The sequence below is a fragment of the Stieleria sp. JC731 genome (genome assembly GCF_020966635.1).
In the GTDB taxonomy this organism is placed as follows: Bacteria; Planctomycetota; Planctomycetia; order Pirellulales; family Pirellulaceae; genus Stieleria.
This window is the reverse complement of the sequence record NZ_JAJKFQ010000011.1, coordinates 1,217,064-1,234,579: the sequence shown is the minus strand read 5'-3', so window position 1 is coordinate 1,234,579 and position 17,516 is coordinate 1,217,064. Positions and strand designations below refer to the sequence as shown.

10 protein-coding genes are annotated in these 17,516 nt (G+C 52.6%); 6 read left to right on the top strand and 4 right to left on the bottom strand.

What is annotated here, in order from left to right; genetic code table 11:
* Nucleotides 1-61: 61 nt before the first annotated feature.
* The 5 genes from LOC67_RS21420 (at nt 62) to LOC67_RS21400 (ending at nt 11,853) form a co-directional block, all read left to right on the top strand.
* Nucleotides 62-1,312 carry a site-2 protease family protein gene (locus LOC67_RS21420; RefSeq protein WP_230264858.1) on the top strand — a complete coding sequence of 417 codons (1,251 nt, stop codon included), beginning with the start codon at nt 62-64 and terminating at the stop codon, nt 1,310-1,312.
* A 206-nt stretch (nt 1,313-1,518) separates the two neighbouring features.
* Nucleotides 1,519-2,295 (top strand): OB-fold-containig protein, encoded by a 777-nt coding sequence (locus LOC67_RS21415; RefSeq protein WP_230264857.1) that lies wholly within the window; start codon nt 1,519-1,521, stop codon nt 2,293-2,295.
* 119 nt (nt 2,296-2,414) lie between these two features.
* Nucleotides 2,415-4,430 carry a flotillin family protein gene (locus LOC67_RS21410; protein ID WP_315861081.1) on the top strand — a complete coding sequence of 672 codons (2,016 nt, stop codon included), beginning with the start codon at nt 2,415-2,417 and terminating at the stop codon, nt 4,428-4,430.
* Nucleotides 4,431-4,589: 159 nt separating this feature from the next.
* Nucleotides 4,590-9,875: a DNA repair ATPase gene (locus LOC67_RS21405; protein ID WP_230264855.1), complete on the top strand. Its 5,286-nt coding sequence runs from the start codon at nt 4,590-4,592 to the stop codon at nt 9,873-9,875.
* A gap of 385 nt (nt 9,876-10,260) precedes the next feature.
* Nucleotides 10,261-11,853 carry a hypothetical protein gene (locus tag LOC67_RS21400; RefSeq protein ID WP_230264854.1) on the top strand — a complete coding sequence of 531 codons (1,593 nt, stop codon included), beginning with the start codon at nt 10,261-10,263 and terminating at the stop codon, nt 11,851-11,853.
* A 102-nt stretch (nt 11,854-11,955) separates the two neighbouring features.
* Here the strand turns inward: LOC67_RS21400 and LOC67_RS21395 are convergent, their stop codons facing one another.
* Entirely contained in the window at nt 11,956-12,357 is a 402-nt protein-coding gene (locus LOC67_RS21395) for a hypothetical protein (RefSeq protein ID WP_230264853.1), read from the bottom strand.
* Nucleotides 12,358-12,434: 77 nt separating this feature from the next.
* On the bottom strand, nt 12,435-13,127 hold the full coding sequence (locus LOC67_RS21390; protein WP_230264852.1) for a hypothetical protein: 693 nt from the start codon (nt 13,125-13,127) through the stop codon (nt 12,435-12,437).
* Between the two features lie 210 nt (nt 13,128-13,337).
* Here LOC67_RS21390 and LOC67_RS21385 point away from each other — a divergent pair, with 210 nt between their 5' ends.
* Complete coding sequence (locus tag LOC67_RS21385) at nt 13,338-14,792, top strand: sulfatase-like hydrolase/transferase (RefSeq protein ID WP_230264851.1); 1,455 nt, start codon at nt 13,338-13,340, stop codon at nt 14,790-14,792.
* Between the two features lie 174 nt (nt 14,793-14,966).
* Here the strand turns inward: LOC67_RS21385 and LOC67_RS21380 are convergent, their stop codons facing one another.
* Nucleotides 14,967-15,782 carry a hypothetical protein gene (locus tag LOC67_RS21380; protein ID WP_230264850.1) on the bottom strand — a complete coding sequence of 272 codons (816 nt, stop codon included), beginning with the start codon at nt 15,780-15,782 and terminating at the stop codon, nt 14,967-14,969.
* A gap of 206 nt (nt 15,783-15,988) precedes the next feature.
* Complete coding sequence (locus tag LOC67_RS21375) at nt 15,989-17,398, bottom strand: purple acid phosphatase family protein (protein WP_230264849.1); 1,410 nt, start codon at nt 17,396-17,398, stop codon at nt 15,989-15,991.
* Nucleotides 17,399-17,516: the final 118 nt, after the last annotated feature.

Here is a 17,516-nt window from a genome sequence, read left to right as displayed (position 1 = left end):
AGTGCTATTCAGGATTCCGTATTCACAGACCGTCTGAGTGCATCGAACGACCGTCCCTCCGGTGGGACAGAATCCAAACTTGATCGAGTTCGAACGGTCTCAACAATTCCGATCATACCCGTATAGGCCGGTCGCCGTGTGGCACCAACGACTTAACCTGGGAACATACTTTCGCATCGGCGTCCATGTGCATTGGTCGTTTGCACTGCTGGTTGCCTACATTGGCTACGCAGGGTTTCAAGATGGCTTGGTCGGAACGCTGTTTAGTATTGCGGTTTTGCTGGGGATGTTTTTTTGCGTGACGCTACATGAGTACGGTCATGCCCTGATGGCGCGGCGGTTCGGCATTGAAACGCTGGACATCACGCTGTTCCCAATTGGCGGTGTCGCCCGCCTGATGAAAATTCCTCGTGTGCCATGGCAAGAGTTTCTGGTTGCGGTTGCGGGACCGGCGGTCAACGTTGCGATCCTTGTCGTCTTATTCACGATCTGGATTTTGTTGCCCGACACGGTGCTGCCTTCGCCGTGGCTGATCTTTTCCAGCGAAGTCGCCGAGGCGCAATTTGCCGAAGCCTTCAACTCGCTGTCGTGGAAGGGCTACATGATCGCGATGATCATGGTCAATTCGGTGCTGATTCTCTTCAACATGATTCCCGCGTTTCCCATGGATGGCGGACGGGTTTTGCGAAGCGTCCTAGCGATGTTGTTGGAATACCGAAAAGCGACAAGGATCGCATCCAACATCGGAATCGTCTGCGCCGTGTTGATGGCCATCTTTGCCATTCAATACCAAGCCTATCCGGCTGGCCTCGTTGCAATATTCATTTGTTATGCGGGAATTACCGAAGCTCGCCATGTAGACGTTGTCGAACCGTTACGTGGCTACAGCGTCGCTGAAGGCATGATCGTCGAACCGCCAACCTTGTTGGCCTCGATGCCATTGGAACAGTTGATCGAATGGACAAAGCGATCGGTCACACGCTGTATCCCGGTTGTTGACGAAGCCAACTTTACCGTCGGTATGATAACGATCTCGGATGTCGTGGATGCCCGAAGGCGTAATCTTGACCCGGCAACGACGTGTGGCGAATTGGCCAGACATGACATCCCGGTACTGCCACCGTACGAAGCCCTGGATTCACTCGTTCCGACGCTTCCGCCCCGTTATCGCCAATTCCCAGTCACCGATTTTGATGGACGTCTTCTCGGTCTGCTGGATCTAGATTCGGTCCAAGATCGGCTTGGCTTGCAAGATCCTCACGATGGCGATTCTTCGACTTCCGAAGCGGGCGAACCGATTCCGTTGATTTGATCCATCATCAATCCAGAACTGACCGTCGGCAGATCGCCCGCGTCGGATGGATCATCCGCCAGAACCCAGCGGAACGGCAATTCGCTGAGTCAATAGTCAGTGATTCTCAGAGACAATAGTCTGGGGAATTTTCTTTCCGACGACCGAGTCGCGCCCCAACTGTCGTGCAATGATGCCCTACGCTAACGAGTCGGTATCTGACTCGTATGACTCCTAAAGGCGTGATTGCTGTGGAAGAGGCATTCAAAGAATTTTTAGATCGGATGTTCGTCGGTCCCGTTTGGCCTGCGTCGGTAATGGTCTGTCTGCTCGTGCTTTACGCACTCGTCGCAGTGATCGGCCTGATCGATTTGGGTCTCGATGGCGATGTCGACATGGACGGATCGTTCGATGCCGGCCCTGATCTGGATGTTGCGCCGGATTTAGATGGCATCGATATGGACGCTCCCGGAGGCGACGTCGACTTGGGTGACTTTGAAATCACACAAGGCGGTTTGACCGGGTTGATGACAGGCGTTGGGGCGATGACGTTACGTCTGACCAACTTCGGTCGCGTCCCATTGGTCATCTGGTTTGGCGTCTTCACGATCGTCTTTTGGGCAGTCTCATACGGGCTTTGGTATGGACTCGATTCGGCCAAGTATGCCCCGACATTGCTACCGACGTTGCTGTTCACGATCCGCAATGGTGTGATCGCGATCGTCGCAACGAAATTGGCGACGGAGCCTTTGGTTGGCAAATTTGATCCCCAACCGGGATATGACAAAGACCGGCTGTTGGGAGGGAGTTGTGAAATTTCCTCATTAACGGCAACCACGTCGTTTGGGCAAGCTAAGTTTCGGACGAATGCTGCGCCTTTGCTGCTAAATGTCCGTACAACCGGAGCAGAGATTCCGAAAGGAACGGTGGTACGGATTGTAGACTTTGATCCTTCACGACGCATTTACACCGTCACTGAAATCAAACCGGAGAACCAAACGTGACCATCACCCAACCAGGGATCTTGATCTTAGCCGAAGGCTGGCTGGAGCCGACGCTATTTGTGATCGGCTTGATCGTCGTGGTGTTCATTGCCGCCATCGCGACCTTCAAAAAGTGTTTCATGGTCGTGGGTCCCGACAAAGCGATTGTTCGGACCGGACGAGGCGCCATGCGTGTGGCGACCGGCGAAGGGATGATGGTTTTCCCAGTCATCCATCGCTATGAGTTGATGGATCTGTCGCTGAAAAGCTTTGAAATCAGCCGACAGGGAAGTGAAGGTTTGATCTGCCGCGACAACATCCGCGCGGACATCAAAGTCGCATTCTTCATTCGCGTTGACAGTTCGATCGAACAGATCAAAGAAGTCGCCGCATCGATCGGTGCCAAACGCTGTTCAGAAATCGACACACTGCGTGAACTGTTCGATGCAAAGTTTTCCGAAGCATTGAAAACGGTCGGTAAACAGTTTGACTTTGTCGAGCTGTACGAAGAACGAGATAAATTCAAAGCTGAAATCTTGAAAGTCATCGGCACCGACTTGAACGGTTACTGCCTCGATGACGCGGCGATCGACTATCTGGAACAAACGCCGCTAAGCATGTTGTCGCCGAACAACATTCTTGACGCCGAAGGTATCAAGAAGATTACCGAGCTGACCGCGGCCGAAAAGGTTAAAGAAAACCAGTTCACTCGCGACAAAGAAAAAACACTCAAGAAACAAGACGTCGAAGCGGAAGAAACGATCCTTGCCCTTGAACGTCAACGCGTCGAAGCCGTCGAAAAACAAAAACGCGAGATCTCTGAAATCACCGCTCGCGAACAAGCATCTGCGAAGAAAGTACAGGAAGAGCAACGTTTGGAATCCGAACGTGCACGTATCGCGACCGAAGAAGAAATCGGCGTCGCGACACAAAACAAAGATCGACAGGTCCTGGTTGCCCAGCGAAACAAAGAAAAGACCGACGCTGTCGAACTGGAACGTGTCAACCGCGATCGTGACCTGGAAGCGACGGAACGATTGCGTGTCGTCGGTGTCGCCGAAGTCGAAAAAGAAAAGGCGATCGAAACCGAACGCCGCAACATTCAAGAAGTCATTCGCGAACGTGTGGCCGTCGAACGAGCCGTTGTCGAAGAACAAGAGCGGATCAAAGACACCGAAGAAATCGCCAAAGCAGAACGTGCAAAGAAGGTTCAAATCACCGCGGCCGAAATGAAAGCCGAGGAAGAACTAATCCGTCAAACCAAGCTTGCGCAGGCGGAAAAAGAATCCAGCGAATTGCTGGCCGAAAAGGTTCGCATCGAAGCGGAAGCACGTCGCGATGCGGCGGAGAAAGAAACCGCCGCTGCAAAGATGCTAGCCGAAGGCGAAGCCGCACAATCGGCAGCCAAGGGCTTGGCCGAAGCTCGCGTGCAAGAAGCCAAAGCCGTCAGCTTGGAAAAAGAAGGTTGCGCCGAAGCGACCGTCCTGGAACGCAAAGCCGTTGCCGAAGCCAAGGGCATCGAAGCCAAAGCGACCGCCGTCGAAAAGCAAGGTATGGCCGAAGCCAACGTCGACTTGGAAAAGTATCGTGCCGAAGCGACCGGTATCACCGAGAAAGCCGAAGCGATGAAAGTCCTCGACAGCGTCGGGAAAGACCACGAAGAATTCAAGCTGCGTCTCAACAAGGAAAAGGATGTCGAGATCGCCGCGATCGATGCCCAACGCGGGATCGCCGAAAGCCAAGCCGGTGTTGTCGGCGAAGCACTCAAGGCTGCCCGAATCGATATCGTCGGTGGCGACGGAGAGTTCTTCGAACAGATCACCTCAGCCGTCAAGGGCGGCAAAGCGATCGACCGCTTTGTCTATAACAGCCGAGTGGCGACGGACATTAAAGACACGTTCTTTGATGGAAATGCGGAGTACTTCAAAGACCAACTTAGCAGCTTGATCAGCCAGTTCAATTTGGACACCGATGGCGTGAAAGATCTGTCAATTGCTGCCCTCATCGCCAAAATGATGGGCATGGCGGGAACCGAAGATGTTCGGTCGCAACTGACCAGTTTGCTAGGTATGGCCGGAACCGCAAACATCGCCGACCACAAGGCAGGTCGCGTACTGAACGCTACCGCGACCAGCAACAGCGGCAAAAAGGCATAAGGCGAAAGCCTGCCCCGCATCGGCGGATCAATCGATTGCTCAGTTTTGGTTAGCACTGCTTTGGCTACCTCTGCGATCGTTGATTGATCCGCCGATCACTCCTCTGTTTGTGACCTTCCCAGACTTCCATGCATTCGAATAGGTGACGGGAGCCCGATCATGACCGACTCCCAACTGGCCGCAGGTACTTATGAAGTCCTGCGAAACCGACTTCGCGACGCCGCCAACGATCTTCGGACTCGATTGGCATCGCTTAACGAATCACGGGCGGAAGTTTTCGGTAATATCGAAACGAAATTGCTCGCGACCGAGCGTGTCACGACGGAACACAATTGCATTCCGCGTGACCTTGTTTCCGTCGGCGACCAGTTCCTTTTCGGATACAACGTTCAGTTCGGTTTAAAGACCGAAATTGAACTCGCAGACGTATTCTCCGCGTATCAATTTTCCGATGGCCAGTTCCACGAGAAGCCACTCGATGTTATCAGCGATGCGAGGTTTTTAAATGACTTCGCGGAACTGTACCGATTCTATAAAGGCACGTCGTTTTCGCGTTTCTTTCGTGTCGGACCGATGCTACACATGGTTTTCCAAGTCGGCAAAACGGAACGAGATATCAAGTCCTTCAAATGGCGAGTCTCCCCGGATCGCTTGGAGTACATTGACAATCGCAGCGAACATGAGGTCAAGAACCCGCCACAACACGAATTCCGCTGGACAAAGACAAACCGAGACCAACATCGCTACGGCGAACACCCGCACATTTCGATCGACGACATCGTCTTTGTCGAAACTGTCGGTGGCGATTTAACGATCAAGGTCGAAAACAATACCGGCAGCGGTGAAGGCATCTATGCCGAACCGGTCGACAATCCTGATCAAAAGCTCGATGACGCAGAAATCCACTACGTCATCTTGGGGCACTTGGTCTTGCTAAGGATGAAGCCGTATCAGGAAGACACGACTCGCTATCTGGTTTACAACTCCAAGATTCAGCAAGTTGTCCGAGTCGACGAGATCGCAGAAGCCTGCGTCATGCTCCCCGGCGACCAGGGTTTGATCTTCCCTGGGGGTTACTACCTACAAACCGGTGAGTACAAACGCTTTGAAACGGGCCTTAGCGACATGCGTTTTCAGCGCACCATCGCTTCGTCCAACGGTGAAGATTTCCTCTACTTGTTCTATTCACCTCAGTCGGGCACCTACGTCCAACTGCGATACAACTTGATTCGCCAATCGGTTGACACGCCGTTGATCTGCCACGGGCAAACCTTCTTCGAACGCGGCGAAATGGTTTGCTTCCGGACGCACGAGGAAGCTCAAAAACACCACGCGATCCAGATTTGGCAGACTCCGTTTACCGGCCCCAACTTCGTCCCGGATAATCAAACGGATTCGCTGCTATTCAAAATCGGAAACAAAGAAATCGTCCGCGGCATGGCCGAGTGCAGCGAACTGCTGCAGTTGATCGATAAGGATGACAGCTACGAAGGCCTGTACGTCGACCTGAATAAAAAATCGAACGACATCCTCGATAGCTATTTCTGGATCGACAAAGAGGAAACGCACCATTTAAACGAACCGCTCGCCAAAATCCGCGAAGCCGCTTCGGCAGCTGTCGAAGAATTTGAAAAGGTCGTCCGGGTCCGAAAACAAACAAACGAACGGACCAATAAAGTCGAGTCCGACATCGAGGCTTTGGTCAAGAAGATCGAACGCCAACGGTTCGATTCGATCGATCACTTTGTCGATGCGTTAGCAGAGCTTCGGTCCCAACGTGGCCACGCCCTTGGGCTTAAAGAGCTGCGTTATGTCGACTCCGAGCTTGTCGAAAAACTGGAACAGACAACGGCCGAACGCAGCGAACGACTCAGCCGACGCTGTGTGGACTTCCTGCTAACGCCTGGATCGCTGGATCCTTACATCGAGCGAATCGAATCGGCGAAAGCTCAAGTCGACGAAGTCAAAACGGTCACCGAATCGAAAGAGCTGGCCGAAAAGATTGACGCCGCAGCGGCTCAGCTGGAGATGCTGACCGAAACGGTTAGTAACCTACGAATCGATGACGCAACGAAACGGACCGAAATCATCGATGCGATCGGTGACGTTTTCGCATCGGTTAACCGTGTCCGCAGTGCGTTAAAGGCCCGTACAAAAGAGCTTGTCGGCGTTGAAGGTCGAGCGGAATTCGCCTCTCAATTGAAATTGCTTGAGCAAACGACATCTGGCTACCTCGATGTTTGCGATAGCCCTGAACGGTGCGACGAGTACTTGACGAAAGTCATGGTGCAGCTCGAAGAACTGGAAGGCAAATTCGCCGAGTTCGATGACTTTATCGAGCAGCTTGCCGTTCGACGCGAGGAAGTTTACGCGGCGTTCGAATCTCGCAAAGTTCAACTCGTTGAAAAACGCAACCGTCGTGCCGAATCACTGTCATCGGCTGCCGACCGTATCTTAAAAGGAATCGACAATCGCGTCCGATCAATGGAGTCTGCAGACGATATCGCTGCATACTTCGCTGGTGACTTGATGGTCGAAAAGGTTCGTGACATCATCGGCCAACTGCAAGAGCTTGATGATGCAGTCCGCGTCGAAGATCTGCAGAGCCGTCTGAAGACGATTCGCGAGGACTCGGTACGGCAACTAAAAGATCGCCAAGACCTTTACGAAGATGGCGGCGACATCATCCGACTGGGCAACCAGCGATTTGCCGTGAACACGCAACCGCTCGATTTGACAACCGTTCTCCGAAACGACGCGTTGTGTTTGCACCTCACCGGTACGCAATATTTTCGTGCCTTGGAAAACGAAGCCCTAGAAGCGGCTCGCGACCTTTGGCATCAAGAGCTGATCAGTGAAAACCGACATGTCTATCGCGCCGAATTTTTGGCGGTCGAACTGTTTGACAAGTTGAACGATCAGCGTGAAGCCGCACCTGAGCTCGACGAAATTACGGCGGCGTGGGTTCAATCAAAAATCGGTGGGCGTTTTGACGAAGGTTACGCCAAAGGTGTTCACGATCATGATGCGGCTCTGATCCTAAAGGCGGTTGTTGAGATCGATCAGCAAATCGGCCTACTATCGCATGCGCCCGACGTTCGATCGGCCTCGCTGTTCTGGTTCGACAAATTATTAGATCCCGAAACGCGTCGCGGCATGATGGATTGGATCGAGGGCTTCGCGAATCTCGCCAAGGCCTATCCACATGCCAAACCCGCTGAACAGTTTCGAGCCAAACTTTCGCAATTGGCAACAGACGACCAATCGATTTGGGGACCGTTGTTCCCAGCCGATGTCAGTCCGCAAGCGATCGCGTACTATCTATTCGACCAATTGACGTTTTCGCCAGAAAAGCCAATCGCCAGCGGACGAGCATCAGACTTGATGCAGAAGTTCTGTGATTCGGTCCCAGAAATTGATCGTGAAAAACTTCTCGCGACCGCACTGAAGAGCAACAAAGCTGATCCGGTACGCTCCTTTGTTCTAGCGCGGAACTGGGCCGACGCATTTCTTACGGGAGTATCGACAGAGAATAACATTGATCCGGCAAGCTTTTACCGCAACGAACTTGCTTGGCTCATTCTCAATGGCGGTGCCGAAAAGTTTCAGATAACGGAGGCACCGGTTTCTCAGTCGGTCGAAGGCCTCGTTGGCAGCCACGACAACATTGCCAGCGGCAGCTTGGTCGTTCATTACCACGAGCTTTTACGGCGAGTTCGCAACTACATCGGTGATGTCGTTCCTCGTTATCGGATGCTCAACCAAACAAAAAGTCGTCTTGTGGACGAAGCCCGTGATGATATGCGATTGGATGAGTTCAAACCGCGAGTCCTGACAAGCTTTGTACGAAACCGGTTGTTGGACGAAGTCTACTTGCCGCTGATCGGCGACAACCTCGCAAAACAGATGGGATCGGCGGGTGAAAACAAACGTACCGACCGAATGGGTTTGCTGCTGCTCATTTCACCGCCAGGCTACGGCAAGACGACATTGATGGAATACGTCGCAAATCGCCTTGGCTTAGTCTTCATGAAGATCAACGGCCCTGCGATTGGCCATCAAGTCACCTCACTTGATCCGGCAGAAGCTCCCAACGCGGCAGCCAAAGAAGAAGTCGAGCGGCTGAATCTCGCACTAGAGATGGGCGACAACGTGATGCTGTATGTCGATGACATCCAACACACACATCCGGAGTTCTTGCAAAAGTTCATCTCGCTCTGTGACGCGACAAGAAAGATCGAAGGCGTCAGCAACGGCAAGACGCGGACATACGATCTTCGCGGACGACGGGTTGCCGTTGTCATGGCTGGTAACCCCTACACCGAAAGCGGCGAACGGTTCCAAGTTCCCGACATGCTTTCCAACCGGGCAGACGTTTACAACCTTGGCGAAATCATCGGGGATTCTGCCGAAGCGTTCGAAATGAGCTACCTGGAAAACTGTTTAACCAGCAATTCGACTCTGGCTCCACTGTCCACCGCAGCACCCGAAGACGCTCGTGCGATCATTCGGGCTGCCGAGCGTGACAGCATCGAAGGCATCGAATTGCAAAGTAATCTGTCCAGCGACCAAACTCGCGACATGTTCGAAGTAATGCGCAAATTGCTTCGGGTTCGCGATGTCGTCTTGCGTGTGAACCGTGCGTACATTCGCAGTGCTGCTCAGGCCGATGCCTATCGTACTGAGCCTCCATTCAAGCTGCAGGGAAGTTATCGGAACATGAACCGCATCGCCGAAAAAGTGGCGGCGGTGATGAACGACCAAGAATTGCAAACGTTGATTGTCGCAACCTACGAACAAGACTCGCAGACGCTGACCACGGACAACGAAGCAAACGTCCTGAAGTTCAAAGAACTGATGGGTATCCTTTCGCCTGAAGACCAAGAGCGTTGGGACAGCATTAAATATGCCTTTGTCGAAAGTGTCCGAATGCAGGGGCTCGATAGCGAAGACCAGGCCGGTCAATTGATGCGGCAACTGGCATCAATGCGTGACGGTCTTGAATCGATTCGTCAGGTGATCTCCAAAGCGATCGCGGCATCGGGACAGGGTCGTGAAGAACGCATGGATGCACGTATGGATTTGCTTCGACAAAGTCTGTCGGCGTCCGCTGACCAAGTCGCTCAAACGCTTCGGTCCACCGGCGAACAACTGGAAAAAATCAATCACCAGCAAGCCACCGCTGAACTGCCAGAACAAAAAGTGCTTGTCCAGCACAAGGTTCCGCGCGTGCTGGCCGACTTGATCAAGGGGCAGTTCCACCTGATGCAAGAATGGTTGCGCCCGATCCTGTCAGAATCGCTTGACAACGGTAAAGATTTGCAGCGTCTCAAAGAGCAACTTGATCTGATGCAGACCAACTACCAAGAGATCGAGAAGACGTTCGACTCGGCATCCGGTGACGAAACTAGCATCGAGGATTATCCGAGCGAACCTGGACAGTGAAGCTGGGCGGTGAACTTGGACAGTGACTTTTCAGAACCGTCCGCCAAACTCGCAAAAACAGTTTCGAATGCACCAGCGAGGTTTCTGGTAACCGCACGCGGACACTCCCCAGCGGAGGGCTGTCCAATCCCTATAGTCGGATTATCCCGCAAATTGTCCCAGTGTGAATGCCGCGATGCTTGGACAACCTGGGCAAAGGATCAGGCAAATTGGTAAAGCTGGCGCGGCAAGTTCAGCTCAAAACGCCACTTTTTCCGGGCTTTTTTTCGCTTTTCGCTAATGCCCTGCGTACCTTTTATAGGTGCCTGCGCATCGCAATCAGCGTGGGAAACGATCTAGACTTTCTTCAGCTTGACTACCCGACGGTATTCTTACGATGCCTCGCTTGAAAACATTACTTATATCCGCATTCGCAACTTCGCTCGCCTCCGCATCGACTGCGGCGCTTGCGCAGAATTACTGCTTCCCACAAACCTACCGGTATCGTCCGACGACGATTTACGAAGAGCAAACGGTGACTCGAATGAGGCCCGTGATGCGAACGGAAATGGTTGAAGAGGAAGTCACTCGATACCGTCCCGTCGTTCGTGAACGCACCGAAATGCGCGAAGTGACTGTGCCGGTCAACACGGTCGAGACCAGCTTCCGCGAAGAGCGATACACCGTTTGGAAACCGGTCACCAAGACCGAGTATCGTGACGAAACGTATCAAGAAACGAAATACGTTTCGGAAACCGCTGAGCGTGAAGAGCAATACACCACCTTCAAGCCGGTCACCGAGACCTCGTACTATCAGCAGCAGTACACCGTCCAACGTCCGGTAACGGAAACGGCCTACGTGCAGCAGCAATACTCGGTGCAGCGGCCCGTTGTCGAAACCCAGATGCAGACGCAGCAATACACCACGATGCGTCCCCAAACCACGATGGTCAACCAAACCGTGGACGCGGGTGGTTACGTGCCGCAAACAACCGTGACACCGGGGACATCAGGTTACGCACTGCAATACAAACGTGACCTTTACGCTACCCCCGGACCTCTTGGACTGTTCGCACGAGTTCGTGGCGGCAACGTTGTCGCACCATACTACACACCGCCAACAGCTCAAACGCAGTACGTCTATCGCCCTAATTACGTCCAACAACAAGTCGCGCAAACGTCTTACGTGCCTGTCACTGAACAGGTCCAAGTTCCGATCCAGGTTCAGCGGATGCAAACCGAAACGGTAACTCAGAACGTTCCCGTTCAGCGAACCCGAATGGAAACCGAAGTTGTGACGCAAAAGGTTCCGGTGCAATCGACTCGAATGGTTCCGACAACCATGGTCCGCAAGGTTCCCTACATCGTTCAGCGACCAGTAACCGAAACGAAAACACGCCGTATCCCAGTCACAACCCAGCAATGGGTCACCGAAGAACGCGTTCGCAAAATTCCTGTTCAACAAACGCGTGTGAACTACGTCACAAAAAAGGTGCCACACACGGTTCGTTACACCGAATACGAAGCCGTCCAACAAACGGTGCGAAAGCCTGTTGTTCGCGAAGTCATGGAACCCTACACGACCACGATCTCGGTTCCTCGCCAGGTAGTTCAGCGAGTTCCGATGACTTACTACGATCCCTACAGCCCAGCGATCCTTAGCGGTTACAGCACCTTGGAATCCGAACCGGTTTCCAGTAGCGACTCGGCGGACTCCGAAGTCATTGCCCAGCCAGAGTTGGAGCCCGAAACCGAGGAACAAATGAGCTTAAAACCTGCGGAATCCTTCAACGACGAGCCGCAAACGGGAATGAAAAGCTTCGAATCGGTTCTTCCAGCACCCAAGTCGACTGAAGACGAAGACGCCCAAGCGGCCCCCGAAGAATTGCTCGGCCCTGCCAATGGCGATGCATCGGAAAGTGATTCGGACAGCGATCCGGCAGTCATCAGCACCGGGTGGAAGATTCGCTACACGCCACAGTTCACTCGATCGATTTAGTGCCTGAATCGAACAACCGCTAAACGTCCAAAGGGCCAGCAATGGCCCTTTTTTTATGCGCTGCATCGATTCAATTGCTGGGCATTCTTTCAGTGGAACGACTCAGTCCCACGCGCCAAGAAACTGCAGCACGCTGTTGGCAGTTTTCTGAAACTGATCGGCCGTCATTTCGAACTGAGTCTGAACAACCCAGCGATGATGCTCCAAAAGAGAGTCAAGCACGCTGGTGAAGACATACGTTCCATCGTCATTTTGTTCGATTCGAAGAGTCCATTCTCCAGCTGGCGAAATCCATGCGGCGGCACCGCACGATTTGTAGTCATGGGAAAAGAGTCGAACGAAACCGGACCAGTTGTCAGCATCCACATTGGTCGCGGCAACACAATCGGAGCTTCGAATATGGACGCGAAGCCCTTCAATCGGCTGCCCCAATTCGCACGGGTTCCGTTGTAGTAAACGCAGTGAAGAAAGGCCTTCTTTGCAGATAAAATCGTAGTGCTCCATCAGCGGTTACTTTACTTGTGTAGCAGCAGAATGTTGAAGAGTCTCCTCGCATAACCTCTGCCAAGCTTTTGAAATTGCTACCACGGACCATCGGGTGATTCTGATTCGCCAGCCGAAACCCACATGGTTTCGAATAGTTTGTTTGATATCTCTATCAGTCCTTCCATTTGTCGAAATTGCCCACCCACCTCGCGGCGGACAAAAGACGCGTCACATTGTTCGACTTGACGGAGAAGCCATTCCCCATGGAATTCGTAATAATCCGTCCGGGGACTTCGTGAGACGAATCCGATTGATTGGCGAGCGAAGTAGCGGGTCGGTGCAATTAATTCCGTTGGGTATTCCGGTGGATCGAGTTTCAATTCGCTAGGTGGTATTTTACCAAGCCACAACTTCAGCCTGTCAGTAGGGCGACGAAACGTTAACGCAGACCCTGGTTCATCAAGATCAGCGACCGCGTAAAAGCAAGGAAGAAGACCGAAACAAGGACGAAGGTAGCGACAAAACTTGATTTTGGCTCCATTCTCTGATCGGCGTTCTGCGATGAGGCGAGACTTCACATCGCTGGCATCCATCCGTATGTGCGTGACGTTGAATGCGCGACCCATGCAAGCTGGCAGGAACAAGTTGTCGCTAAGCGTTTCACAGAACGAATCCCAATCCCTCGATTCTGTATCGCCCTCTTTAGTTTGCAAAAAATCGAACTGGCTCCGTGCGATGTTGGCAACATCGTAGAAACGATCAAACAAATCAGAGACGTCAAGTTTCATCGTTGATCCAGATCACTTCACATTTTTGGTGGCTACAAGCAGACGGTGGTACCCGAAATACGAACTTTGCAAACACAGACGCACCTTCCCACCAGCTGGCAGAGGTACGCCGCAGCGAGCTGTGTCAAAACGATCTGCACAAAGCCGACCTTGGTTCTGATAAACTGATGTGGTCACCTTTCCCACCCAATCGTCCCGCCGCAAATCAGTATGAACCAACTCTATCGACAGTTCTTCTCCGTCGTCGCTTTCTTCATCGCGAGCCTCGTCTCGCTGACAACGCACGCTGACGGAAAGCCCAATATCCTTTTTATCTTTGCCGATGACCAGTGCTTCGACACGATTGCGGCGTTGGGCAATCAGGAAGTCGAAACGCCTAATTTGGATCGGCTGGTGCGTCGTGGCACCGTGTTTACTCATGCCTACAACATGGGGTCGTGGAGTGGGGCCGTTTGTGTTTCCAGTCGCATGATGCTGAACTCCGGACGATTTGTATGGGATGCCGAACCTCTTTACAAAGACGCGGAAAAAGAACGCCAGGCAGGACGATGGTGGGGCGAATACATGAAGGACGCTGGTTACCAAACCTACATGACCGGCAAATGGCACTGCCGCGCGAGTGCCGAAAAGTCATTTGACATCGTGCGTGATGTTCGTGGCGGAATGCCTCAGCAAACCCAGGACGGATACAACCGACCTCGCATCGATGAAAAGTCGGGTGAAGTGATCGATCCATGGTCACCAAGCGATCCAAAGTTTGGTGGCTATTGGAAGGGTGGCACCCACTGGAGCGAAGTCGTCGCGAATCACTCCTGTGATTTTCTGGAAGAGGCCAAATCAAACGATGATCCGTTCTTCATGTATCTGGCCTTTAATGCGCCACATGATCCACGGCAATCACCAGCCGAATACGTCGCTAAGTATCCTCTTGATAGCGTCGCCGTCCCGGCAAACTTTCAGCCCGAGTACCCCTATGCAGAAGCGATGGCTGCTGGCAAAGGACTACGCGATGAAAGACTTGCTCCGTTCCCAAGAACTGAATTGGCGATCAAGACAAATCGGCAGGAGTACTTTGCGATCATCACACACATGGACGTGATGATTGGACGAATTTTGGATGCACTTGCCGAGTCCGGCAAAGAGGAAAACACGTGGATTTTCTTCACCGCTGATCACGGTTTGGCTTGCGGACAACACGGGTTAATGGGCAAGCAGAATCTCTACGACCACAGTGTCCGAGTTCCTTTGATTGTTGTCGGTCCGGATGTCGCCGCCGGGAACAAGATTGCCGAGCCTGTCTATTTGCAAGACATCATGCCATCAACATTGCAGCTTGCGAATGTTGACAAGCCTGACCACGTTCAGTTCAACAGTCTGTTGCCGATCCTGAAAGGTGAAGAAAGCAAGTACGAATCAATTTATGGTGCGTACCTTGATCGACAACGCAGTATTCGCACCGATCAATATAAACTGATCGTCTATCCGGCCGCCCCCGCGATTCGCCTGTACGATGTCGCGGCAGATCCTTTGGAAATGAAGGATTTGAGTCAAGACCCAGCAATGAAAGAGACAGCGGAGTCGCTGTTTGGAGAGCTAGCCAAACTTCAGCGGGAAATGAAAGACAGTTTGGACCTCGGAGATTTCGAGCGATACGCGATGCAATAGTGCATCCTAAAGCAGACGGTCCCGCAAAGAATGTAAGTCTCTTGCTAGCTGGAACCGCTAGTCGAGAGACTTGGCAACCTCGCAATTGCACATTGGGTCATTCGACCGAGCGTTCTTCCGATCTGAAGCAGATCGCGAAGAACGCATGGCAACAGTGATTCGATTGATACCTAATCAGACGCCGAAGACCGGATGGGCAGGTGCTTTTGGTCCAGGCCATTCGATTCCAAGCCCCATCAGCCAATTCGACTTTGGAATCCCATAATCATCAAACAGGTCCGGCCGGAATAGTGCGAGTGATGCAGACAACAGTTGTGCATTCGCGTCTTCCAATCCTTCCACTGCCGACGTCCTGCGATGAATCATGTCTCGCATCGACGCAATCATCAGCCAACCAGTCATCGAACGATCTCGGTCATTGGCACACTCTCGCAGTTCCATTCGAAACGTGTGCGCACGTTGCCGATCAACGCAATAATCAATGTGTAGCTGTGGATCGATGCTGACGCGTGCAACCAACCAGTCGGACCAACGTTCGACTCCCAAACGCAGCCGATTTAATCGGACGGTCATCGCCAATGGAGCCCCGGTGGCTTCCAAAAGAATCTGCCCAACGCGGTAGCTGGCTTCAAGCTGAGAATGAAAGACACCGTGCGTCACCGCAGCCAATCGATCGTTGCATTCGCCGACGTGCGTCGCTTCGGTAACGCTGCCCAAAGTCGCGATCACGCGTGTCAGCAGTTCAGAAACCAAAATGTCATCCAGGACGCCTTCGTTTTCTTCCCACCAACGGTGTAGCTGTGGGAATTCGCCCGAGTTCTTGGCCGTTCGGTACCCCGCCATGGACTTATGCCACTGTTGGTGGCGAGTCCGGAATGCCGTCCAGTAGTTCATGATCGTCTCCGACGAAACACGTCGTTGACTTTTGGCGAGCGATTCGCCGTGGCTTGCCAAGGTAGCTGCGAGGTCGGCGATAGCGAGTCGGTTCATTAGCAGTTTCCGTTGATCGAGATGTCCGCAAGTTGTCATCTCGATGCAAAGCACGGAGTGTGCCAGCGTTGCTAATCGGCAAATTCACGCGAGAATCGCAACATCGTGATCCGATGCGTTGCCAAAACTCCACAACGCCGTTGCACAAACGCACCAATGATTGGTGCAAAGTCGACAGAGAAAGGCGTCGATTCCGCCAAGGGTACCTACTGTTCCAGCGGAATCAGTTCGGTGAGTGTGTTCACCGCACCTTCTTTTTTGGACAGTTTGAAGGCGTCATAGACCTCCCCGACCGCGGTACGAGCTTCATATTTCAGTTCATTTCCATCGATGGAAATGATCTGATACAGCTGCGTGTCGGCCTTTTGGCGAACCATGAAATCCTGCTCTTGTAAGTCGTACATTTTAGGCCCACTGACTGAAACCACGTAGACGGTTCCCGTTTCGGTATCGCGTTTGTTGATGCCCGCAGAGACGTTTGACTCTGAAGGCGTTTCCAGGCCTGTCCGACCGTAAGTATGGTCATGGCCTTGCAATACCAAGTCGACTTTGTGCTTGTCCAACACAGGTTTCCACAGCTTGCGTAGCGCCTCGTTGTCGCGACCTTTCCCCGTCGAGAACACCGGATGATGGAATGTGCAAATCACCCAGGGACACTCGTTTTCAGACAAAACACCATCAAGCCATTCCGCTTGCTCCTCAAGCATGGTGTTGCTGTTGAGCCCGATGAAGCGAACGCCCTGATAGATCAATGTGTAGCAAGACTCTTCCAACCCACTAGGACCATTGGTTGGCAATTCGAAGGTCGGGCGCCAATGGTGTGACAACCTTTTCTGATCATCGACTTTCGCTTGTTCATGATTGCCAGGGACCGGGATGCTCGGAATCATTCCGTTTAGGAAGCCTCCCGCGAAAAACCATTCACCCCATTCGGCATCCGATTCTGCGCGATTGACCAAATCACCAGCGTGTAAGAAGAATGCTGACTTCGGAGCATCTGAGTGGGCTTCACGAATGACACGCGACCACATCGAACGCAAATCATTCTGAGCATCGCCAAAGTAGATGAACGAGAACGGTTTCGATCCTTCACTTGCTGTCCGGAAGTGGAACCATTCGCTCCAGGTTTCCCCATCGCCAACGCGATAGGCGTACTTGGTATCTGGAGTCAGCCCCGTAAACACAACGCTGTGATAATTGGCCTCACTGAGATCCGATTGCAATGTCTGTTTCGTTCCGTGGACCTGTTCTGCCTGAGTGGTGAATTTTGGGTCCGCCGATGCGAGCGCGATTTCGCCGACCGACTGTGCTACCCCCTTCGATGTCCGCCAGGTAACGGCCTGTGTCGATGAAGGATCACCATTCCAGGTCAGAATGACGCGATCTGGAATGGCGGTAGGCAGATAAACATCTGCAGGTTTCGGTGGTTCCACGTGGTGATGGTCGGCGTGTCCCTCGTGAGCGACCACATTGCCGCCAAAACAGAACAACATGAACATTGCGTTAAGACTGAACAAGCAGCGTCCGAACAAAGATGGCCGAAACAATTGATCGCGCGTCCCACGACTGATCGCTGGATGCCCCATTGAAAGACGTTGACGAAAAGTATCGGCCATGGGTCGCATTATTCCTGGTTATAGAGTGCGTAAGTGCACGGAATTTACCATCGCGATGACATCACCACCATGAGCAAAAATGTCGAAACAGCGCGTCATCGATTTGAGATGATTAATC